Source organism: Pseudodesulfovibrio sp. (assembly GCF_028692895.1).
In the GTDB taxonomy this organism is placed as follows: Bacteria; Desulfobacterota; Desulfovibrionia; order Desulfovibrionales; family Desulfovibrionaceae; genus Pseudodesulfovibrio.
Map to the genome: position 1 here is coordinate 76,493 of NZ_JAQUWN010000005.1, position 18,737 is coordinate 95,229.

The 18,737-nt window shown below is 64.7% G+C and carries 24 protein-coding genes; 13 read left to right on the forward strand and 11 right to left on the reverse strand.

Features of this window, described 5'->3' with window-relative positions:
* The first annotated feature begins 1 nt into the window (after nucleotide 1).
* From PHP91_RS02525 to PHP91_RS02565, 9 genes are all read left to right on the forward strand, one after another.
* A complete protein-coding gene (locus PHP91_RS02525) occupies nucleotides 2-622 on the forward strand; it encodes a helix-turn-helix domain-containing protein (RefSeq protein WP_300136378.1) in 621 nt (206 codons plus the stop codon).
* The gene (locus tag PHP91_RS02530; RefSeq protein ID WP_300136381.1) at nucleotides 619-1,119 is read left to right on the forward strand and encodes a hypothetical protein; all 501 of its coding nucleotides are present in this window, start codon (nucleotides 619-621) and stop codon (nucleotides 1,117-1,119) included. Before PHP91_RS02525 ends, PHP91_RS02530 begins: the two co-directional genes overlap by 4 nt.
* Before the next feature lie 2 nt (nucleotides 1,120-1,121).
* Entirely contained in the window at nucleotides 1,122-1,598 is a 477-nt protein-coding gene (locus PHP91_RS02535) for an RNA-binding protein (RefSeq protein WP_300136384.1), read from the forward strand.
* A 17-nt stretch (nucleotides 1,599-1,615) separates the two neighbouring features.
* A complete protein-coding gene (locus PHP91_RS02540) occupies nucleotides 1,616-1,825 on the forward strand; it encodes a hypothetical protein (RefSeq protein WP_300136386.1) in 210 nt (69 codons plus the stop codon).
* 308 nt (nucleotides 1,826-2,133) lie between these two features.
* Nucleotides 2,134-2,340 (forward strand): hypothetical protein, encoded by a 207-nt coding sequence (locus tag PHP91_RS02545; RefSeq protein WP_300136389.1) that lies wholly within the window; start codon nucleotides 2,134-2,136, stop codon nucleotides 2,338-2,340.
* A gap of 225 nt (nucleotides 2,341-2,565) precedes the next feature.
* Nucleotides 2,566-2,829, forward strand: a complete 264-nt coding sequence (locus PHP91_RS02550) for a hypothetical protein (RefSeq protein WP_300136392.1) — start codon at nucleotides 2,566-2,568, stop codon at nucleotides 2,827-2,829.
* Nucleotides 2,830-2,839: 10 nt separating this feature from the next.
* Entirely contained in the window at nucleotides 2,840-3,115 is a 276-nt protein-coding gene (locus tag PHP91_RS02555) for a hypothetical protein (protein WP_300136395.1), read from the forward strand.
* A 107-nt stretch (nucleotides 3,116-3,222) separates the two neighbouring features.
* Complete coding sequence (locus PHP91_RS02560) at nucleotides 3,223-3,672, forward strand: regulatory protein GemA (RefSeq protein ID WP_300136398.1); 450 nt, start codon at nucleotides 3,223-3,225, stop codon at nucleotides 3,670-3,672.
* A 4-nt stretch (nucleotides 3,673-3,676) separates the two neighbouring features.
* Complete coding sequence (locus PHP91_RS02565) at nucleotides 3,677-4,024, forward strand: Mor transcription activator family protein (protein ID WP_300136401.1); 348 nt, start codon at nucleotides 3,677-3,679, stop codon at nucleotides 4,022-4,024.
* Nucleotides 4,025-4,249: 225 nt separating this feature from the next.
* On the opposite strand, the gene groL is transcribed toward PHP91_RS02565, so the two are convergent.
* The 3 genes from groL to PHP91_RS02580 all read right to left on the reverse strand — a co-directional run bounded on the left by groL (nucleotide 4,250) and on the right by PHP91_RS02580 (nucleotide 6,881).
* Nucleotides 4,250-5,893, reverse strand: a complete 1,644-nt coding sequence (groL, locus tag PHP91_RS02570) for a chaperonin GroEL (protein WP_300136404.1) — start codon at nucleotides 5,891-5,893, stop codon at nucleotides 4,250-4,252.
* A 45-nt stretch (nucleotides 5,894-5,938) separates the two neighbouring features.
* Nucleotides 5,939-6,226: a co-chaperone GroES gene (gene groES / locus PHP91_RS02575; protein ID WP_300136407.1), complete on the reverse strand. Its 288-nt coding sequence runs from the start codon at nucleotides 6,224-6,226 to the stop codon at nucleotides 5,939-5,941.
* Nucleotides 6,227-6,446: 220 nt separating this feature from the next.
* Nucleotides 6,447-6,881, reverse strand: a complete 435-nt coding sequence (locus PHP91_RS02580) for a hemerythrin family protein (RefSeq protein WP_300136409.1) — start codon at nucleotides 6,879-6,881, stop codon at nucleotides 6,447-6,449.
* A gap of 546 nt (nucleotides 6,882-7,427) precedes the next feature.
* Here PHP91_RS02580 and PHP91_RS02585 point away from each other — a divergent pair.
* The 3 genes from PHP91_RS02585 to purT all read left to right on the forward strand — a co-directional run bounded on the left by PHP91_RS02585 (nucleotide 7,428) and on the right by purT (nucleotide 11,495).
* Nucleotides 7,428-9,272 carry a lysophospholipid acyltransferase family protein gene (locus PHP91_RS02585; protein WP_300136412.1) on the forward strand — a complete coding sequence of 615 codons (1,845 nt, stop codon included), beginning with the start codon at nucleotides 7,428-7,430 and terminating at the stop codon, nucleotides 9,270-9,272.
* Nucleotides 9,273-9,330: 58 nt separating this feature from the next.
* The gene (locus PHP91_RS02590; RefSeq protein ID WP_300136415.1) at nucleotides 9,331-9,984 is read left to right on the forward strand and encodes a hypothetical protein; all 654 of its coding nucleotides are present in this window, start codon (nucleotides 9,331-9,333) and stop codon (nucleotides 9,982-9,984) included.
* A 329-nt stretch (nucleotides 9,985-10,313) separates the two neighbouring features.
* Nucleotides 10,314-11,495 carry a formate-dependent phosphoribosylglycinamide formyltransferase gene (gene purT / locus PHP91_RS02595; protein ID WP_300136418.1) on the forward strand — a complete coding sequence of 394 codons (1,182 nt, stop codon included), beginning with the start codon at nucleotides 10,314-10,316 and terminating at the stop codon, nucleotides 11,493-11,495.
* A 192-nt stretch (nucleotides 11,496-11,687) separates the two neighbouring features.
* Here the strand turns inward: purT and PHP91_RS02600 are convergent, their stop codons facing one another.
* From PHP91_RS02600 to PHP91_RS02635, 8 genes are all read right to left on the reverse strand, one after another.
* A complete protein-coding gene (locus tag PHP91_RS02600; RefSeq protein WP_300136421.1) occupies nucleotides 11,688-12,272 on the reverse strand; it encodes a TIGR00730 family Rossman fold protein in 585 nt (194 codons plus the stop codon).
* Nucleotides 12,269-13,312, reverse strand: coding sequence for a low specificity L-threonine aldolase (locus tag PHP91_RS02605; RefSeq protein ID WP_300136423.1), 1,044 nt, complete (start codon nucleotides 13,310-13,312; stop codon nucleotides 12,269-12,271). Before PHP91_RS02605 ends, PHP91_RS02600 begins: the two co-directional genes overlap by 4 nt.
* Nucleotides 13,309-13,899 carry a GDSL-type esterase/lipase family protein gene (locus tag PHP91_RS02610; protein ID WP_300136426.1) on the reverse strand — a complete coding sequence of 197 codons (591 nt, stop codon included), beginning with the start codon at nucleotides 13,897-13,899 and terminating at the stop codon, nucleotides 13,309-13,311. The genes PHP91_RS02605 and PHP91_RS02610 overlap by 4 nt, the downstream gene beginning before the upstream one ends.
* 7 nt (nucleotides 13,900-13,906) lie before the next feature.
* The gene (locus PHP91_RS02615) at nucleotides 13,907-14,356 is read right to left on the reverse strand and encodes a pyridoxamine 5'-phosphate oxidase family protein (protein WP_300136429.1); all 450 of its coding nucleotides are present in this window, start codon (nucleotides 14,354-14,356) and stop codon (nucleotides 13,907-13,909) included.
* 32 nt (nucleotides 14,357-14,388) lie between these two features.
* Nucleotides 14,389-14,667 (reverse strand): hypothetical protein, encoded by a 279-nt coding sequence (locus PHP91_RS02620; RefSeq protein ID WP_300136431.1) that lies wholly within the window; start codon nucleotides 14,665-14,667, stop codon nucleotides 14,389-14,391.
* A 2-nt stretch (nucleotides 14,668-14,669) separates the two neighbouring features.
* Nucleotides 14,670-16,061 (reverse strand): tRNA uridine-5-carboxymethylaminomethyl(34) synthesis GTPase MnmE, encoded by a 1,392-nt coding sequence (gene mnmE, locus PHP91_RS02625; protein WP_300136434.1) that lies wholly within the window; start codon nucleotides 16,059-16,061, stop codon nucleotides 14,670-14,672.
* A gap of 67 nt (nucleotides 16,062-16,128) precedes the next feature.
* Nucleotides 16,129-17,184 (reverse strand): N-acetyl-gamma-glutamyl-phosphate reductase, encoded by a 1,056-nt coding sequence (gene argC / locus PHP91_RS02630; protein WP_300136437.1) that lies wholly within the window; start codon nucleotides 17,182-17,184, stop codon nucleotides 16,129-16,131.
* Nucleotides 17,185-17,197: 13 nt separating this feature from the next.
* Nucleotides 17,198-17,488, reverse strand: coding sequence for a DUF1844 domain-containing protein (locus PHP91_RS02635; RefSeq protein WP_300136440.1), 291 nt, complete (start codon nucleotides 17,486-17,488; stop codon nucleotides 17,198-17,200).
* A 217-nt stretch (nucleotides 17,489-17,705) separates the two neighbouring features.
* Between PHP91_RS02635 and PHP91_RS02640 the strand changes: the two genes are divergently transcribed.
* Nucleotides 17,706-18,737, forward strand: a 1,032-nt coding sequence (locus tag PHP91_RS02640) for an efflux RND transporter periplasmic adaptor subunit (RefSeq protein WP_300136443.1), incomplete at its 3' end; no start/stop codon positions are given.

Below are 18,737 nucleotides of genomic sequence, written 5' to 3' on the forward strand. Positions count from 1 at the left end.
CATGCAACTGCACCGCTGCACCAAACTCCATGCGTCCATCACGCTCAAGCATTGCGAGGCCATGCGGTCGCGGTCGGGCTGGACCGCCTCCGGGACTCTCAGTCGGCCCCCGCAATGCGCGGACTGCACGGAATGGATGCAGTGGGACGACAGCAACACCGTCAACCTCAAACCAACCAAGGAGGAGCAAATGCCCAAGCAACAGATTGTCATCACCCAGGATGCCAGAGCCCAGTACGATGCGGCCCTGGAGCGGATCAAGGATGTGACCGGCTGCAAGACCCAGGTCCAGCTGGCCGAATATCTGGACATCAGACAGTCGTCCATCTCCGACTCCAAGCGCCGGGCCTCGATCCCGCCCGAGTGGCTCATTAGGATTTGGCGCAAGACCACGGTCTCGCCCGACTGGATAATATACGGCGACGAGGCCGGGCAGCGCTACGCCGTGCCTTCCGACGTCACCGGCCAGGCCGTCAACGCCGTCGTCCTGCGCGAGCGCATCAAGAACGAGATCCGCGCGGAGCTGGACAACCTGCACCTTGAGGACCTGATTGACCGCATCCGCGCCATGCAGCCGGACGTGCAGATCACGTACCCGGCGCAAGTGGGAGGTGGCAAGTGATCGATACCAAGAGGATCAGGCGGATAACCCGCCGGGTGGAGCTGCTCATGCTCTGCATGGGCGCGGACGACGTCGTGGCTGTGGACGAGGAGCGCCTGCGGCTCTACCTGCTGGCCGACGTCCGTTTTCTGCTGGGCGTCGTGCGGAGGCTCGTCACGGATGTCGGCATCCTCAACGCGGACGTGGCGAACCTGCGGCGTGACCTCGATGTTTGCGAGGCCGTCAGGGACGACCTGCGCGGCGAGATCGAGGCCATCAAATCCGGCAAGACGGCCCTGGCCTATCCCAGTCTGGGAGTGATGTGGGTGCAGTGCCCGTGCTGCTCCGGGCATTTTATGCTCGGCAATATGGCCGTTGAGCATGAGCTGCTGACGCACGTCCGCACCTTGCTCGACAGGGCCAAATCGCCGCTTTGGTCTTTCGACCCCGAGGGGACGGACGCCTTGATCGGCCAGGTGCGCCAGGACCTCGCCGTGCTCGACGGCGAGGGGAGGTGAGCATGGGTACGACCAGCGCCATCTCCATCCGCCAGCCCTGGGCCGGACTTGTAGTCCTCGGCCTCAAGGACGTCGAAAACCGGACCTGGCAACTCCCGAGGCGGCGGGTCGGCTGGCGCGTCATGGTCCACGCCGGTCAGGAGGTGGACGGGAGCGCCATGCGCTCCGCCCGCCAGCCGATCACCCAGGCCGCCGCCGACCTGGCCTCGGCCAGGGGCATCAATCCCGAGGCGTTCTGGCGGCTGGCCCGGCGCTGGCCCCAGGCATTCGGCCTCGGGGCCCTGGTCGGCAGCGTGGTTCTCCTGGGCTGCGTCACCAACAGCGCCTCGCCGTGGGCCAACCCCACGCCCGGCGTCTACCACTGGCGGCTGACCTCCGCGCTCCCCCTGGACAAGACTGTGCCCTGCAAGGGCCAACTCGGCTTTTTCGCCCCGGACAGACCCGCCCGGCCGCAGGAGCGGCAGGGCGGATTGATATAACCTCAGGAGATAACAAGATGGACCGATTCGATTTTCACCCCGACGAGGACGGCACCGAGGCGCACATGGCCCAGGCAAAGGATGGCGAATACGTCCGCTACAGCGAGATAGCCCAGGCGACGGAATGGATACTCAACCCCGCCAATTGCGGGAAGATTTGCGCCAACAGTGCGGGGCATTGCGGGGCATGCGTTGAGGGCAGCGAGTTCCGGCCGCCGTGGCACTAGGCCGCACTATCAGCAGGAGGTGGACCAATGAAATTCAGACCGAACCAATGCCCAAAATGCGCGCACAACGTGAACGGAGAGGGTCGCTTGTGCCGCCTCCCGAGACGGTTCCAACGTTGGGACTCCAGGGATGGCAGGCTCTACACATACCGCGAGGACCATGTTTCCCGCCGCCTTGAACATCTGCGTGGGGATGAACCGTACCCGAAGGCGTGCGCCAAGTTCCGACCGCTCCAGGCCAACGCATATGGCGTCGATATGGACGGCCACCTGGAATAACCGACTATCCGCAATACCAGGAGTAAAGCATGTCGATGAAATTGGCAGCCGTTGAAATTTTCAAACTGGATTGGTCGGAGTATGGCCGCGTCTGGTTCGGCGGGTGCAACGTGGCCCAGGTCGGCCTGACCCTGCGCACGTACTCTGTGTGGCTCTTGGGTGTCAGCGTCGAGATCACGTTTGAGGTGTCCGAGGCCAGCGGACGGCGTTGGCTCAAAAAAGAGATCAACAAATAGTCCCATCTCGGAGAAAGCCGATGAGTAACGGAATCGTTTCGTCAAGGCGCAAGGTCTATGAAGACGGCCAGCCATGCAGCCATCCCGGTTGCAAGCAACATGTTCACCACGCCTGTGAAGGATGTGGGCGTTATGGCGCGAAAGGCGAAGTGTGGGAATCTCCGCTTAAGCGTTGGTACTACTTCCCGAAAAATTAACCTTATCCGCAATACTCACGGAGGAATCATGAAAACGTACAAGACTGAGATCAGCAATACAATCACGCGACATTACGAGCTTACCGTGCCGGACGAGGTTCATCAGGATCACGTCGAGGAATGGCTCGCACAGCATTGCGACGAGGTGTTCCAGGAGCGTGGTGAAACATCGTGGGATTTGGATGACCAGATGGATGGGGCCATCACCGAGGCTGGCCCTGTCAATATCAAGATCAAGCTGGTGGCTGATGACAACGAGTACGAGGTCGAGGACTTCGGCGTCAAAGAATAGGGAAATCATCATGGCAACCATCGAAATCGAGGGGCACAAGTACAAGGTGCTCGACTCGCTCGGGTACGTCCACGACGTTTCTGCCTACGTCAAAGAGGTGGAGACGGAGGACGGCCCGAAGAAAGCGGTCAAGCCTGCTGGGAGAGGCTTCTCTTGGCGTTTCTGGACGGCCAAAGACCGGGCAGCCCCCCTGCTTCGGCACCTGGAGGCCCAACGCCAAAGGCGCAAGGCAATCGTTGCGGCACAGTGGGATCACGGCTTTCGTGGGTACACATCCCACGTCTAGACGAAGAACTCAGCAATCAACGGCAAAGAAGCATGAGCGACCATTATAGATGTAAGATATGCGGGCGGTCATTGATCTATGACTCTCCCTGCGACTGCGAGGAAGACATGACCAATAAGAGCCAATGGCGGACAAACCTGACACGCAAGGCCCGGACCGTACAAAAGGTCCTCGGCATGACCGACGATGATTACCATGCGATGCTTGGGGATCGGTACGGCAAGTCCTCCACCAGGGACCTCAGCATCCCCGAGCTCAAGGACCTGTGCGCCCACCTGGACTATCTGTCCGGTACACCCGCCAAGGATGGCAAGCGCCCCCCCAACGTGGACGGCCAGGCCCGCAAAATATGGGTGCTCTGGCAGGACCTCCACCGGCTCGGAGCTGTACGGGACCCCAGCGCCGGTGCGCTCAATACGTTCATCAAGACCAGGTGCCGGATCAAGGTTGACTCATACGCCTGGCTCAACACCTATCAGGCCAATGACGTCATCGAGATAATCAAGAAATGGATTCAGCGTGTAGAGGATCAAGCGTCTACTCAAGCCCATGGATAGAGATATGAGCAACGATACGCGCAAGCCAGCCACCGCGCTCCTGGAGGACCTGGCCGACCACCTGACAGCCAAGGCCCACCAGGACCTCGGCATCCCCCGCCCCCAAGCCAAGGAGTTCAGCGAGGCCGCAGCCTGCTACATCGCCGATCTCTGGGGCGGTCAGTTGATCTACGTCCCCAAGGACATGGCCAGTCGCATCAACTCCCGCGACTCCAAAATTTATGGGGAATTCGTCGGCGACAACCAGGCCGAGCTGGCCAGGAAGTTCGGGTTGTCGTTCCAGCACATCTGCCGTATCATAAAAAAAGAGCGGGCGAAGCGCAGCGTCAAGCAGCACAATCTCCCGCTCTAATTCGACCGTTTCAAATACTGTAAGATCGTTTCCGTTCTGACCGTCCCGGTATATCCCGGATGGTCCCGGATAGTCCCGATTATCTCACACCACTAACTAAGTTATAACGTCGGGGTTCACCCTCTTCCCCTTCCCCCGGCCGCCGGAGGCATCAAAAAAAAGAACCCCCCGGTCCGCGTTGGTGCGGGCCGGGGGGTTGATTGTTCGGCTGGTGTGCCTGGGGGCTTAGTACATGCCGCCCATGCCGCCCATGCCGCCCATTCCGCCGGGCATGGCCGGGGCGGCGGGGGTCTTTTCGGGCTTGTCGGCGATGGCGCACTCGGTGGTCAGGAGCAGGCCAGCGACGGACGCGGCGTTCTGCAGGGCGGTGCGGGTGACCTTTTTCGGGTCGATGACACCGGCCTTGAGCAGGTCCTCGTATTCGCAGGTGGCGGCGTTGAAGCCGAAGCCGCCCTTGCCTTCCTTGACCTTCTCCACGACGATGGAGCCTTCCAGACCGGCGTTTCCGGCGATCTGGCGCAGGGGCTCTTCCACGGCGCGGGCGATGATGTTGATACCGGCCAGCTCGTCGTCATCGGCGGCCTTGACCTTGGAGGCGACCTTGCCAGCACGGGCCAGGACGACGCCGCCGCCGGGCACGATGCCTTCCTCGACAGCGGCGCGGGTGGCGTTCAGGGCGTCTTCCACGCGGGCCTTCTTTTCCTTCATCTCGGTCTCGGTAGCGGCGCCGACGTTGATGACGGCCACGCCGCCCACGATCTTGGCCAGGCGTTCCTGGAGCTTCTCGCGGTCGTAGTCGGAGGAGGAATCGGCGATTTCGGCGCGGATGGTCTGGATGCGGGCCTTGATTTCGGCGGGCTTGCCTGCGCCGTCGACGATGGTGGTGTTTTCCTTGTCGATGACGATGCGCTTGCAGGAGCCGAGGTCGCCCACGGTCATGTTTTCCATCTTGATGCCGAGGTCCTCGCAGACGACCTGGCCGCCGGTGAGGATGGCGATGTCTTTCAGCATGGCCTTGCGGCGCTCACCGAAGCCCGGGGCCTTGACGGCGACCACGTTCAGGGTGCCGCGCAGCTTGTTGACCACGAGGGTGGCCAGGGCCTCGCCCTCGATGTCCTCGGCGATGATGAGCAGGGGCTTGGACATCTTAGCGCACTGTTCCAGGACGGGGAGCAGCTCCTTCATGTTGGAGATCTTGGTCTCCTTGAGGAGGATGAACGGCTCTTCCATCTCGCAGGTCATGCGCTCGGTGTTGGTGACGAAGTAGGGGGAGAGGTAGCCGCGGTCGAACTGCATGCCCTCGACGACTTCGAGGGTGGTGTCCAACCCCTTGGCTTCCTCGACGGTGATGACGCCTTCCTTGCCGACCTTGTTCATGGCCTCGGCGATGATGTTGCCGATGGTGGCGTCGTTGTTGGCGGAGATAGTGCCGACCTGGGCGATCTCCTTCTGGTCGCGGGTGGGCTTGGCGACCTTGCCGAGCTCCTCGACGATGGCTTCGACGGCCTTGTCGATACCGCGCTTGATGGACATGGGGGAGCGACCGGCGGCCACGAGCTTCACGCCTTCGGTGAAGATGGCCTGGGCCAGGACCGTGGCGGTGGTGGTGCCGTCACCGGCGACGTCGGAGGTCTTGGAAGCGACTTCCTTGACCATCTGGGCGCCCATGTTCTCGAACTTGTCTTCCAGCTCGATCTCCTTGGCCACGGACACGCCGTCCTTGGTGATGACCGGGGAGCCGTAGGACTTCTCGATCACGACGTTGCGGCCCTTGGGTCCCAGGGTGACCTTGACGGCGTTGGCCAGCTTGTCCACGCCGGCCTTCAGTTTCTCGCGGGCTTTGGCATCGAAGAGAATTTCTTTAGCCATGGTATATCTCCTTCAAAAATTGGGTGTAATGAAAGGGCAGGAAGCCTAGTCGACGATGGCGAGGATGTCGTCCTCGCGCATGACCAGGTGCTCTTCCCCGTCGATCTTGATCTCGCTGCCGGCGTACTTGGCGAACAGGACGGTGTCGCCCGCCTTGACGGCCATCTTGACGCGCTTGCCGTCTTCATCGAGCTTGCCGGGGCCCACGGCGACGACTTCGCCTTTCATGGGCTTTTCCTTGGCGGAATCCGGGATGTAGATGCCGCCGGCGGTCTTTTCTTCCATTTCCAACCGCTTGACCAGAACGCGATCATTCAACGGTTTCAGCTTCATTTCCTTTATACCTCCGATAAGTAATTGTTCCGTTGACGGGGTGTGCGGACGGTCGTCGCCGCCCTTTTCGCCCCTTGGCCCGTCGGCCTTTTGGCGGGGGTCCGTCAGGCTGGGTCATAGATAAACACCACCGTGTTCCTGTCAAGCGCGGGGGGCAAAAAAAATGGGCTCCCGCCGGGGCGGCGGGCGCAGGACGTGCGCGGCGGGGGCGGGCGTGGCCTTACGCCTTGTTTCCCTTCTGGAATTCGCCGAATTGCCTGTCCAGGGTCAGGATGTGCTCCCGGTACCAGTCGTGCATGAAGTTGCGCACCTTGATGGGCGGGATGGTCAGCCCGTTGAGCAGGTCGCCCTCCATGCGGATGACGTCGGTGATGAACCGGTTGTGGGCCTTTTTCTGTTCGCCGAGGCCGGGGTAGCCCGCCTCCTTCATGTAGCCCTCCTCGGTGCGGAAGTGGAGCAGGGCGTATTCGCGCAGCTCGGCCACGACGTCCACCAGCGCGTCCACGTCCTCCTCCGCCAGGGGGCGGTAGAGGTCGGGCGCGACTTCGGCGATGCGGTCGAGCATGGTGAAGAAGTTTTCGTGCTGCTCATCGAGCTCGGGTATGCCGATGAGGTATTCACGGGAGAAGCCGGCGAGGTTGAGGTTGAGGGCCATGCGTGCTCCTGTACGCGGTTGGCGGTTTTGTCGAGGTTCGGTTTGCTTCCGTATATATGGATTTTTTTGCCGTGTCACCACCCCGGCCGGGTCGGGGGCAAGGAAAAACGGATGTTTCGCGGAAAAGGGATCGGGGGTGGCAACCGTTCGGGCTCCAGGAAAAGGAGGTCCCATGTCCGGTATGCGCCAACCCGTGCCCGAAGTACCGTCTTCCGCCAACGCCACAACCGAGCCCGTGCCGCACGCCATCGATCCCGAGGACGTGGCCCTGTTCGCCGACCACGCCTTCCGGGAGGAACGGACGGCGGGCTGCTCTGCGCCGATCTGGCGGAGCGCTCCCTGCGCCCGCCCGTGCCCGGCGGCCACTGGCGCATCCGGGTGGAGGGCGTGGCCCACATTAGCCCGTCCCGGCCCGGAGACCAGCCCGGCGCGGCGTCACGAATTGTCCGGGCAACCGTCACCGGCCGGTAGCAATCGTCACCGGAGGAGGGGGGAAGCGCGCCCGGTTTGTCCGTAGCATCCGTCAAACCTGCTGAGGAGGCATGTATGGACGGCCTGACGGATGGACCCCTGCTCGATCTTTCTTCCCCCTTTGGCGACCCGGTGCGCCACGCCCTGTTCTCCCTGGTCAAGAAACCGCTCTCCAAGATTCTGCGCCTGGACACGCTCAACTCGCTCTATGCCCGGCTGAAGGCGGCCGGGGGCGAGGGGCGGTTCGCGGAGCGCGTCCTGGAGCTGCTCGGCGTGCAGTTCAAGGTGGACGGCCAGCCCGTGCAGCGCATCCCCCGGACCGGCCCGCTGGTGGCCGTGTGCAACCACCCCTTCGGCGTGCTGGAGGGGCTGCTCCTGGTCAACATCCTGCGCGACGTGCGGCCCGACATCCGGATCATGGCCAATTTCATGCTCGGCATGATCCCGGAGCTGGATGAGCTGCTCATCGAGGTGGACCCCTTCGGCAAGGCGGAATCCGCCAAGAAGAACATCGCCGGGCTCAAGTCGGCCATGCGCTGGCTGAAGGACGGCGGCATGTTGGTGGTCTTCCCGGCGGGCGAGGTCTCCTCCCTCAAGGTCAAGAAGGGCATGGTGGCCGACCCCCAGTGGAGCCCCATGGTCGGCCGGATTATCCGAAAGACCGGGGCCAGCGCCCTTCCCGTATTTTTCGACGGCCGCAACAGCGGCCTTTTTCAGGCCCTGGGCCTGGTCCATCCACGGCTGCGCACCGTGCTCCTCCCGCACGAGAACCTGCGGCTCGCGTCCAGGGGGGCCATCCGCGTGGCCTTCGGCTCCATCATCGCCAGCCAGCGGCTCGCGGCCTTCCAGACCGACGGCGACATGATGGACTACCTGCGCTTCCGCACCTACCTGCTGCGCCGCGACGCCAAGGACAAGGCGGAGCCCGGCCGCCCCGCCGCGTCGGCCAGGGCCATGGCCCCCATCGCCAACTCGCGCGGGCGGCACATCCTGGCCAGCGAGGTGGCCGCGCTGCCGGACCAAAACATCCTCATCGAGACCCCCGAATTCACCGTGTTCCAGGCCGGGGCCTTTCGCATCCCGCGCCTGCTGCGCGAGATCGGCATCCGGCGCGAGGAGACCTTCCGCCAGGTGGGCGAGGGCACCGGCCGCCCCCTGGACATCGACGCCTTCGACGACACCTATCGCCACCTGGTCCTCTGGAACAAGGACGAGCGCGAGGTGGCCGGGGCCTACCGCTTCGGCCTGACCGACGAAATCCTGGCGGCGCGGGGCGTGGACGGGCTCTACACCTCCACCCTGTTCAATTACCGGCCCGGCCTGATGGAGAACATGGGCCCGGCCCTGGAGATGGGCCGCTCGTTCATCACCCCGAAATACCAGAAAAATTACCAGCCGCTGCTCCTGCTGTGGCGCGGCGTGGCCCAGTTCGTGGTGGACAACCCGAAATATTCCAAGCTGTTCGGCTGCGTCTCCATCTCCGGCGAATACTCGGGCGTGTCGCGCGAGCTGATTACCGGGTTCATGGAGCGGCACTGCTTCCTGCCCGAGCTGGCCCCGCTGGCGCGGCCCAAGCGCCCGCCCAGAAGCAAGGCCCTGCGCCGTCTGGACTTCAACCTGCCCGAGTCCGCCTTCGGCGACCCGGAGGACGTGGCCGACCTGGTCAGCGACGTGGAGTCGGGCAAGTCCATCCCGGTGCTGCTGCGGCAGTACCTCAAGCTGGGCGGCAAGATCATCGGCTTCAACGTGGACCCGGACTTCGGCAACTGCCTGGACGGGCTGATCCTGGTGGACCTGCTGGCCACGGACCCCAAGGTCCTGTCGCGCTTCATGGGGCGTGAGGGCGTGGCGTCCTTCCGGGCGGCCAACGGGAGCGGCCCGGCCATGCGGGTGGTCCGGCCCGATTCCGCGGCGGCCTGACCGGGCGGGCGCGGCCCGGGGCTTTTCTTCGGGGCGGGAAGGGTATACCATCCGGCGCATGCGAACGATCCGCCTCTCCCTGACCCTGGCCCTGTTGGCGTCGCTCTGCCTGGCCGTCCCGGCCGGCGCCGGGAGCGACGCGCCCGCCAAGCCGGACGGCTGCGCCCCGGAATTCCGCGCCCTCTACGACCACGCCGTGGTCGGGTTCACGGGCACTGGCGACCGCGACATCGTGGTGGTCACCGACCCCCTGTGCTGGCATTGCCGCCTGGGCCACAAGCTGCTGGGGGAATACCCGGAGCTCTACCGCAACGTCCGACTCGCCTTTTTCCCGCGCCGCTCCTTCATCGGTTCGGACATGGCGGCCTGGATTCTGGAGGATTCGGTCAGGCGGCCGGACCTCAAGAAGCTTATCGACTACGCCTATACGGACCTCAAGCAGCCCAGGACCGACGACCTGACGGACGCGCGCATGATCGTGCTCATGCAGTTCACGGACGCCTTTCCCGAGCTGCTCCAGGGGACCACGCTGCCCGAGCTCTACGCCCGGCTCCAGGTGGCCCACGAGCCGCACGTCCAGGAGGAGGCCCAACTGGCGCGGGCCGTCGAGCTCCCGGGCACGCCCGTGCTCATCGCGGGCGACGCCGTCCTCCTGGGCTACGCCCCGGACCCCTGGATCAAGGCGCTCAAGGAGAGCGCGGTCTGCAAGTAACGGGCTCCAGGCCCGGAACCCCACGGAGCCCAGGACGGCCGGGGCGATCCCTTGCTTTCCCCGATGGTCGGCGACGTGACGCCGTCGCGCCTCTCGCCGTCCTGCGCCAGCCTGCGGACAGCTTCCGGGTGCGAGTGGACAGTCCAAAAATCTCACCGCTCGGCCGCTCATCCCACAACTTTCCGGTGAAGCCTCGCGTTATCGGACCGGTTCGATGCGGGCCATATTCACCCTGAAATCGAAAAGGGAAATCCTTTCAATTCCGGGGGAAATTTGGCATAGAGGTTCCCTGTGCAACGCATGAATGCAATTAATTCAAAGGATTTGATATGACTATATTGGGAACGGCAAAGACTGCATCGGCCAAGAAAATGATGCTTCTCGGTGGCGGCGAACTTGGCAAGGAAGTTGTGATTGAAGCACAGCGTCTCGGCATTGAGGTCGTTGTGGTTGATCGCTATGCGGACACCCCCGCCATGCAGGTGGCGCACCGCTCTTATGTCATGTCCATGTTGGATGGCGACGCGCTTCGTCGAGTTGTCACGGAAGAGAAGCCCGACTATATCGTGCCCGAGATTGAGGCCATCGCCACGTCCACTTTGGTCGAGCTTGAAAAAGAGGGATTCAACGTCGTCCCTACCGCCAATGCGACGAAGCTGACAATGGACCGTGAAGGCATTCGGCGTCTTGCCGCCGAGAAGGTCGGCCTGACCACGTCGTCTTACCGCTTCGCCGATACGGAAGAAGAATACCGGGCGGCAGTGGCCGAAATCGGTATTCCATGCGTGGTCAAGCCCGTCATGAGTTCTTCCGGAAAAGGGCAATCCATCGTGAAAAGCGAGGCTGATATCCAAAAGGCCTGGGATTATTCCCAGTCTGGCGGCCGTACCGGCCAAGGGCGCGTCATTGTCGAAAAATTCGTGCCTTTTGATTATGAGATCACCCTGTTGACCGTGCGTCACGTTGACGGGACGACGTTTTGCGAGCCGATTGGGCACCGGCAGGAGAATGGGGATTACCGCGAGTCCTGGCAGCCGCAACCCATGAGCGAGGCGGCCCTTGCGAAAGCTCGGGAATATGCGCGCAGGATCACGGACGCCCTGGGCGGGCGCGGCATTTTTGGGGTCGAACTTTTTGTTAAGGACGATGACGTCATCTTCAGCGAAGTCTCCCCTCGGCCGCACGATACGGGATTGGTGACTGTCATCTCTCAGGATTTAAGTGAATTCGCCCTGCACGTAAGAGCTGTTTTGGGCCTGCCGATTCCGGGTATTCGTCAATACGGACCCGCCGCTTCGTGCGTGATCCTGTCCAATGGCGCGTCGGACAAGCCCGCCTTTGATGGCGTTGATGTTGCGCTGCGCGAGGCGGATACAAAGATTTTGATTTTCGGAAAAGGCGAGTGCGCCGGAGTCCGCCGTCTCGGCGTCGCCCTGGCCCTCGCTGACGACGTTGAGGGCGCCGTGGAGAAGGCGAAACGAGTTTCTTCCGCTGTAACTGTTTTGTATTAGGAGCACCTTGAGCCGGTTTTACGGCTGATGAGCGCCTGTGGATCGAGAGATTGGCGCTCGTTTCCCTTTTCGGATGGGACCGGGCGCTTGAGGCGAAAAATCTAGGGGCTGACATGGTATCCATGTCAGCCCCTCAATTATTGTCAGCAGGGCCCGCCCGTTCGGGCGGAATGATGGGCGGGAATGTGCCGGTTACAGCCCCTTTTTCTTCTCGATCCACTTGTCCACGTGGGGCGGGTCGTAGGTGGCGAACCGGTCCAGGAGGTCGGCCGGGTCCGAGGAGGTCAGGACCATGCGGCGGTGCTCCGGGACCAGGAAGCCCTCGCTGACCATGCGGTCCATGTGGTCGGACAGGCAGGCGTAGTAGCCCTTGACGTCCAGCAGGCCGCAGGGCTTGGCGTGGTAGCCGAGCTGATTCCAGGTCAGGGCCTCGAAGAACTCCTCCAGGGTGCCGACGCCGCCGGGCAGGGCGATGAAGCCGTCCGAGAGGTCGGCCATTTTCTGCTTGCGCTCGTGCATGCTTCTGACCACGAAGCTCTGGGTCAGGCCCGTGTGGGCCACTTCCTTTTCCACCAGCCGCTCGGGGATGACGCCGATGACCTCGCCGCCCGCCCCCAGGCAGGTGTTGGCGAGCAGGCCCATCAGCCCGACGTCGGAGCCGCCGTAGACAAGGCCGAGGCCCCGGCTGACCAGCTCCCCGGCCAGGCGACGGGTGGTCTCGGCATAGGCCGGGTCGAAGCCGGGGTTGGACCCGAGGTAGACGCAGATGCGGTTCATCGCGCCTCCCGGACGGCCTTCTCGATGTCGGCCACGAACTCGTCCACTTCCGCCTTGGTGGTGGCCCAGGAGGTCATCCAGCGCACGGTCTGGGCGTGGGCGTCCCAGATGTAGAAGTAGTATTTTTCGAGCAGCTTCTCGGTGGCGCGCATGGGCAGGTGGGCGAAAATGGCGTTGCACTCCACCGGGCCCCGGATATCCACGCCCTCGACGGCTCCGGCCTTGTCGGCCAGCCGCCTGGCCATGGCGTTGGCGTTGCGCGCGTTCCTCAGCCACAGGTCGTCCTTCAGGTATTCCTCCAACTGGGCGGAGACGAAGCGCATCTTGGAGACCAGTTGCATGGCCTGCTTGCGCAGGAAGGGGAAGCCCTTGCCGACCTTGGGGTTCAGGAAGACCACGGCCTCGCCCATGAGGCAGCCGTTCTTGGTGCCGCCGAAGGAGAGCAGGTCCACGTCCAGGGCGGTGGTCAGGTCGAAGAAGGAGCAGTCGAGCGCGGCGCAGGCGTTGGCGATGCGCGCGCCGTCCATGTGCACCAGCAGGTCGCGGTCGTGGGCGAACTCCACCAGCTCCTCGATCTCCTTGATGGAATAGAGGCGGCCCAGCTCCGTGGGCTGGGTGATGGAGATGACCCTCGGCTGGGAGGCGTGGACGAAGCCGACCACATGGCCCAGGTAGGGGGCGATGGCGCCGGGGGTGAGCTTGCCGTCCCTCGACGGGATGGGCACCAGCTTGATGCCGCCGAAGGCCTCGGGCGCGCCGCATTCGTCGTTGTTGATGTGCGCCTGCTCCGCGCAGATGACGGAGTTGTAGGTGTGGGTCACGGCGCGCAGGCCGAGCGTGTTGGCGGCCGTGCCCGTGGTCACGTAGTGGATGCGCGCCTGGGAGCCGAAGAACTCCTTGAAAACGTCGTCGGTGTGGATGGAGATTTCGTCGTCGCCGTAGGACTTCATGTGCCCGCGGTTGGCGCGGACGACGGCTTCCATGATGGCCGGGTGCGCCCCGGAGTTGTTGTCGCTGGCGAAGGACTTGAATTCGCTCACCGCTGCGCCTCCACAAGGCCGAAGAAGGCGCGCAGGGCCGGGGCGGCGAGCAGGTGCCGGGCCATGGCCGCGTAGCCGGGGGCCGCGGGATGCACGTCGTCGTTGTCGGCCAGGGACTGGGTGAAGACCGGGTCGGCCATCAGCACGTCCAGCAGGGGGATGAAGGGCGCGCCGAGCTTCCTGCACAGCCCGCCGACGGCCGGGGAGAGGTAGGCGATGCGGGAGCACAGCGCCTCGTCCAGCACCGGGGTGGGACCGACCACGAGCACGTCGCCCATGGCCTTGGCCTCGGTCAGCATGGCCTCGGCCGCCACCAGCGTCTCGGTCTCGGAGACCTTGTTGACCTGGTCGGCCACGCCGAAGTTGAACACGAGCTTGCAGGGCTCGCCGGGAATCCGGCGCAGGGCGGCCTCGGCCTTCCAGCGCGCGGCCATCTTGGGGGTGGTGTCGCGCCGCACGCCGAGGTTGTAGGAGGTGACGTCCGTCTCGCCGGTGCGCAGCGCGCCGGAGATGCGGCCCGGCCAGCCCAGCCCGGCGGGGTCGCCGTAGCCCAGGGTGAGGGAATCGCCGATATAGCAGATGATCATTGGTAACCTACTCCTTGACCCGTGCGGTCACGGATTCGATGTCTATGGCGTATACCGCCGTGATGGGCAGGACCTTCTCCTTGTAGGGGAGCATCCGGCCCAGGTGTTTCAGGGTGATGGCGTCCAGGCCGGTCGTCAGCTCGTCGCCCGCGAGGCGGCGGGGAGCCCCCCGGCCCATGACGGAGCGGAAATGGTAGCCCTGGTCGCAGGCGTCGTCGCCGCCGGCCCGCCGCCGCACGTCCACGGCGGTGGAGAAGGCCAGGGGCGCGCCGGACTCCAGGCAGTCGGCCTTGCGTCCCTTGAGCCCGGAGTGGATGTAGATGACATTCCCGGCCGCCGCGAAGTTGACGGGCACGCAGTAGGGCCCGTCGGCGTCGGCCAGGGCCAGCCAGAGCACCTCGGCCCGGTTCAGGATGTCCTCGATGACGGCGCTGTTGTCGGTCGTGTCCTTGCGCATGGTCGCCTCCTGGGGTTGCGGTCGATTCGGGATCAGAAATCCATCAGGCCCAGCGGGTCCAGCTCGCTCACCTCCTGGCGCTCGAAGCGGGCCACGTCGTGGAAGAGGTCGTTGCGGATCTCGGTCAGCCGCCAGTCCGTGCCGGTGCCGAACGAGTTCCACAGCTCGGTCTCGATGCCCTGGCGGACCTGGAATTCCAGGGCCTGCTGCTCGGGGTCCGCGCCGCCCAGGTGGGTTTGCATGAGCGGCACCAGGCCGCAGGTCACGTGCCGGACGTCGATGGTCTCGATGGTGTCTGTCGCTTCGGTCATGGTCATTTCCCTATGCAGAAGTTGTCGAAGATCGAATGGAGCACGTCCTCGGGCGCGATGTCGCCGGTGATGCCCGAAAGCGCCGTGGTGGCCGTTTCCAGCCGCACGCCCAGGAGGTCATAGGGCACCCCGGCCCCGGCGTCCAGCGCCAGGAGGCCCAGCTCTTCGGCCGCGTCGGCCAGGGCCGAGGCCTGGCGGGCGTTGGGGGCCAGCTCGTCCGGGTCGGGCTGGCCAGATCCGCCCAGGAGCCGCTCGCGCATCCGGGCGCAGAACCGGTCCAGTCCCGCGCCGCTGCGCGAGGACACGGCCAGGACCTCGAAGCCCAGGGCCGCGAGGGGCCCGCCGTTTTCGGGGGCGAAATCGTCGCGGTCCGCCTTGGTCAGCAGAACCAGGCCCTTTTCAGGGGCCAGGCCCGATGCCGCGTCCAGGGTGTCGGCGTCCGGCGGAGCGCAGCCGTCGGCCAGGAGCAGGACCAGGTCGGCCCGGTCCATGAGCTCGCGGCCCATGCGCAGCCCGGCGGCCTCGATCAGGTCGTCCGTGGCCCGTATGCCCGCCGTGTCGGCCAGGCGCACGGTCAGGCCGTCCAGGTTGAGGGATTCCTCCAGGTAGTCGCGTGTGGTGCCGGGCTGGTCGGTGACGATGGCCCGGTCGCGGCCGAGCAGCGCGTTCATCAGGCTCGACTTGCCCGCGTTGACCCGGCCGGCCAGCACGGCCAGCGGTCCTTCGCGCCAGGCCCGGGCGCGGTCCACCCCGGCCAGCAGGGTTTCGATGTCCGCGCGGACCGAGCCGCAGGTCCCGATCAATTCGTCCGGGGAGAGGCACTCCACCTCGTCCTCGGGAAAGTCCACGGCGATGACGAGCTTGGCCCGCAGCGCCTCCAGCCGGGCGCGCAGGGCCCGGATGCGCTCGCCCAGCAGGCCGGAGCGCTTGACCTGGGCCAGGTGGACGGCCGCCTTGGTGGGGGCGTGGATCAGCTCGGCCACGGCCTCGGCCTGGGTCAGGTCCATGCGGCCGTTCAGGAAGGCGCGGTAGGTGAACTCCCCGCGCTCGGCCAGCCGCGCGCCCCCGGCCAGGAGCTCGTCCAGCACGGCCGAGAGCACGGCCCGGCCGCCGTGGCAGTGCAGCTCGGCCACGTCCTCGCCGGTGAAGGAGCGGGGGCCGGGCATGAACGCGGCCAGGACGTCGTCCAGGACGCGGCCCTGGCGGTCGATCAGGTGGCCGTAGTGCAGGTGGTGGGGGATGAAATCGGCGAAGGACGGGCTCCTGGGCCGGAACAGGGCGCGGGCCAGGGCGCGGCTCTGCGGGCCGCTGATGCGGACGATGCCCACGCCGCCCTCGCCGGGCGGGGTGGCCACGGCCGCGATGGTGTCCTTTGCCTGTCTGGGGTCGAGCATGGCCGGGAGGATACGCCAAGCCTCCCCGGAAGGAAAGCGGGGCCGCCTTCCGGGGAGATGCGTCGTCTTAGGGCATCATCGGGGCCATCGGAATCCCTTCGTCGGGATCGAGGCCGCAGATGAGGTTGGCGTTCATCAACGCCTGGCCGGACGCGCCCCGGCAGAGGTTGTCGATGGCCGAGAGGATGATGAGCCGGTTCGTGCGCGGGTCCACCACCAGTCCGATGTCGCAGAAGACCGTGCCGCGCACGTTGCGGGTCTCGGGCAACTGCTTCTGGGGCAGGACGCGGACGAACGGCTTGTCGGCGTAGAATTCGGTGTACAGGGCGTGGACCTCGTCCAGGGTCGCCTCACGGGTCAGCCGGGTGTAGATGGTGGAGAGGATGCCCCGGTCGATGGGCAGCAGGTGGGTGTTGAAGGACAGGGTCACCGGGGTCCCGGCCAGCTTGGAGACCTCCTGCTCGATCTCCGGCGTGTGGCGGTGGGTGGGCAGACCGTAGGCCCGGAAATTGTCGTGCACCTCGCAGAACAGGAAGGGGACCTTGGCCCCCCGGCCCGCGCCCGTGGTGCCGGACTTGGCGTCCACCACGATGCCGTCGCTCTCCGCCAGCCCGGCGGAAACGGCCGGGGCCAGGCCGAGGATGGCCGAGGTGGGGTAGCAGCCGGGGTTGGCGATGAGCCGCGCGCCCATGATCTTGTCCAGGTAGAGCTCGGGCAGGCCGTAGACGGCCTCGGCGAGCAGCTCGGGGTGGGTGTGGGGCGTGGCGTACCACTGCTCGTAGGTGGCCTGATCGTTCAGGCGGAAGTCGGCCGAGAGGTCCACCACCTTGACGCCTTCGGCGAGCAGGGCGGCGGCGATCTCCATGGCGGTCTTGTGCGGCACGGCCAGGAAGACCACGTCGCACTCGCGGGCCAGCTCCGCCGGGTCGGGCCGGGTGATGACCAGGGAACCCAGGGGGAGGCGGTTGAGGAACGGGTAGATGTCCGCCAGGGTCTTGCCCGCCTCGGAGCGCGAGGTGGCGCAGACCAGCTCCATGGACGAGTGGTGGACCATGAGGCGCGCCAGCTCCATGCCGGTGTAGCCGGTGACGCCCACCAGCCCGGCCTTTATCATCTGGGACATTGTCGTCTCCCCGTTATTTCAGCTTGTTCACGTAGGCCATGCGCAGGTTGTACACGATCTCGCACAGCAGCTTCTTTTCGCTTTCGTCCAGTCCCTTGTCGAACTTGTCCTTGAGCATGCCGAGCACGTCGATGGTGTGCTTGGCCATCTCGGGCTGGAACTCGACCTTGCCCGTGCTCGGGTCCTCGGCCTCGCCCAGCGCCACCACGGCCGACGAGGACAGGGAATAGATGAAGGTGGTGAAATTGATGTCCAGCGGAATCCCCTTCATGGGGTTTTCCTTGCAGATTTTTTCGTCGGCCATGGCTCCTCCCGCGGTCCCGGATGGACGTTTTGGGGAAAAGTAAGGCGTCGGGGCCCCGCCGTCAACAATTTGAAGGGGTAAAGGGTTCAAGGGGGTTGTACATAATAGCGGGATATGTGTATTCTGAACAGGCGTTTGAGGGATTTTTGGACTGACCCCGCCAACCTGCCGAGTGTGCGTCATGCGTATCGTCATGCCTGTTTTTCAAATATTGTTCATGGTTTCTTTGTCCTGCGTCCTCCTGTCCGGCTGTTCGGACAAGGAGAAAAAACAGGCGCAGGCGGAGCCGCAGGGACCGAAACCGGTCAAGGTCGTCAAGGTCGAGACCAGGGACATGCCCTACTGGGCCGAGCTGATCGGCACCATCAGCGCCGTGGAGACCGTGGACGTGCGGGCGCGCGTGGCCGGATTCCTGCTCAAGAAGAATTTCAAGGAGGGCGCGCGCGTCAAGAAGGGCGACCTGCTCTTCGTCATCGACCCCAAGCCCTTCAACGAGGACCTCAAGCAGGCCCAGTCCGGCCTGGAGTATAACCAGGCCCTGGTCGAGAAGGCGCGCAAGGACTTCATCCGCTTCAAGAAGCTCTACGAGGAGAACGTGGTCAGCCGGGACGAATACGAGAGCTACCAGACCCAGTTGGCCACCTACGAGGCCCAGGTGCGCGACAATGCCGCCAAGGTGGAGAACGCCAAGATCCAGCTCGGCTACACCTCCATTTATTCTCCGCTGGACGGCGACATCGGCCGCGTGCAGGTGGACGTGGGCAACCTGGTGGGCCAGGGCGAGAACACCCTGCTGGCCACCGTGTCCTCCGTGGACCCGGTCTACGTCTCCTTCAGCGTCACCGAGGCCGACTATCTGCGCGCCCGGCGCAGCCGCAAGGTGGACCACGCCGAGGAGAGCGAGCTCAAGCTGATCCTGGCCGACGGCGACGAATACGACCACAACGGCGTGTTCGACATGGTGGACCGGGCTGTGGACCCGCGCACCGGCACCCTGGGCGTGCGCGTCAAGTTTCCCAACCCCGAGGGGCTGCTCCGGCCCGGCCAGTACGCCAAGGTCCGGCTGCTGGTGGAAAACGTGAAGAACGCCATGGTCGTGCCCGTGCGCGCCGTCATGGACACGCAGGGCATGAAGTCCATCTTCAAGGTCGAGGAGGACGGCAAGGTGGTCAACCAGCCGTTGACCCTCGGCTTCGAGCGCAACTCGCTGGTGGTGATCCGCGAGGGCCTGAAGCCCGGCGACATGATC

Coding starts and splice junctions, on each gene's coding strand:
- PHP91_RS02525 (WP_300136378.1), top strand. CDS start 2: ATGCAACTGCACCGCTGCACCAAACTCCATGCGTCCATCACGCTCAAG.
- PHP91_RS02535 (WP_300136384.1), top strand. CDS start 1,122: ATGGGTACGACCAGCGCCATCTCCATCCGCCAGCCCTGGGCCGGACTT.
- PHP91_RS02540 (WP_300136386.1), top strand. CDS start 1,616: ATGGACCGATTCGATTTTCACCCCGACGAGGACGGCACCGAGGCGCAC.
- PHP91_RS02545 (WP_300136389.1), top strand. CDS start 2,134: ATGTCGATGAAATTGGCAGCCGTTGAAATTTTCAAACTGGATTGGTCG.
- PHP91_RS02550 (WP_300136392.1), top strand. CDS start 2,566: ATGAAAACGTACAAGACTGAGATCAGCAATACAATCACGCGACATTAC.
- PHP91_RS02555 (WP_300136395.1), top strand. CDS start 2,840: ATGGCAACCATCGAAATCGAGGGGCACAAGTACAAGGTGCTCGACTCG.
- PHP91_RS02560 (WP_300136398.1), top strand. CDS start 3,223: ATGACCAATAAGAGCCAATGGCGGACAAACCTGACACGCAAGGCCCGG.
- PHP91_RS02565 (WP_300136401.1), top strand. CDS start 3,677: ATGAGCAACGATACGCGCAAGCCAGCCACCGCGCTCCTGGAGGACCTG.
- groL (WP_300136404.1), bottom strand. CDS start 5,893: ATGGCTAAAGAAATTCTCTTCGATGCCAAAGCCCGCGAGAAACTGAAG.
- groES (WP_300136407.1), bottom strand. CDS start 6,226: ATGAAGCTGAAACCGTTGAATGATCGCGTTCTGGTCAAGCGGTTGGAA.
- PHP91_RS02580 (WP_300136409.1), bottom strand. CDS start 6,881: ATGGCCCTCAACCTCAACCTCGCCGGCTTCTCCCGTGAATACCTCATC.
- PHP91_RS02585 (WP_300136412.1), top strand. CDS start 7,428: ATGGACGGCCTGACGGATGGACCCCTGCTCGATCTTTCTTCCCCCTTT.
- PHP91_RS02590 (WP_300136415.1), top strand. CDS start 9,331: ATGCGAACGATCCGCCTCTCCCTGACCCTGGCCCTGTTGGCGTCGCTC.
- purT (WP_300136418.1), top strand. CDS start 10,314: ATGACTATATTGGGAACGGCAAAGACTGCATCGGCCAAGAAAATGATG.
- PHP91_RS02600 (WP_300136421.1), bottom strand. CDS start 12,272: ATGAACCGCATCTGCGTCTACCTCGGGTCCAACCCCGGCTTCGACCCG.
- PHP91_RS02610 (WP_300136426.1), bottom strand. CDS start 13,899: ATGATCATCTGCTATATCGGCGATTCCCTCACCCTGGGCTACGGCGAC.
- PHP91_RS02615 (WP_300136429.1), bottom strand. CDS start 14,356: ATGCGCAAGGACACGACCGACAACAGCGCCGTCATCGAGGACATCCTG.
- PHP91_RS02620 (WP_300136431.1), bottom strand. CDS start 14,667: ATGACCGAAGCGACAGACACCATCGAGACCATCGACGTCCGGCACGTG.
- mnmE (WP_300136434.1), bottom strand. CDS start 16,061: ATGCTCGACCCCAGACAGGCAAAGGACACCATCGCGGCCGTGGCCACC.
- argC (WP_300136437.1), bottom strand. CDS start 17,184: ATGTCCCAGATGATAAAGGCCGGGCTGGTGGGCGTCACCGGCTACACC.
- PHP91_RS02635 (WP_300136440.1), bottom strand. CDS start 17,488: ATGGCCGACGAAAAAATCTGCAAGGAAAACCCCATGAAGGGGATTCCG.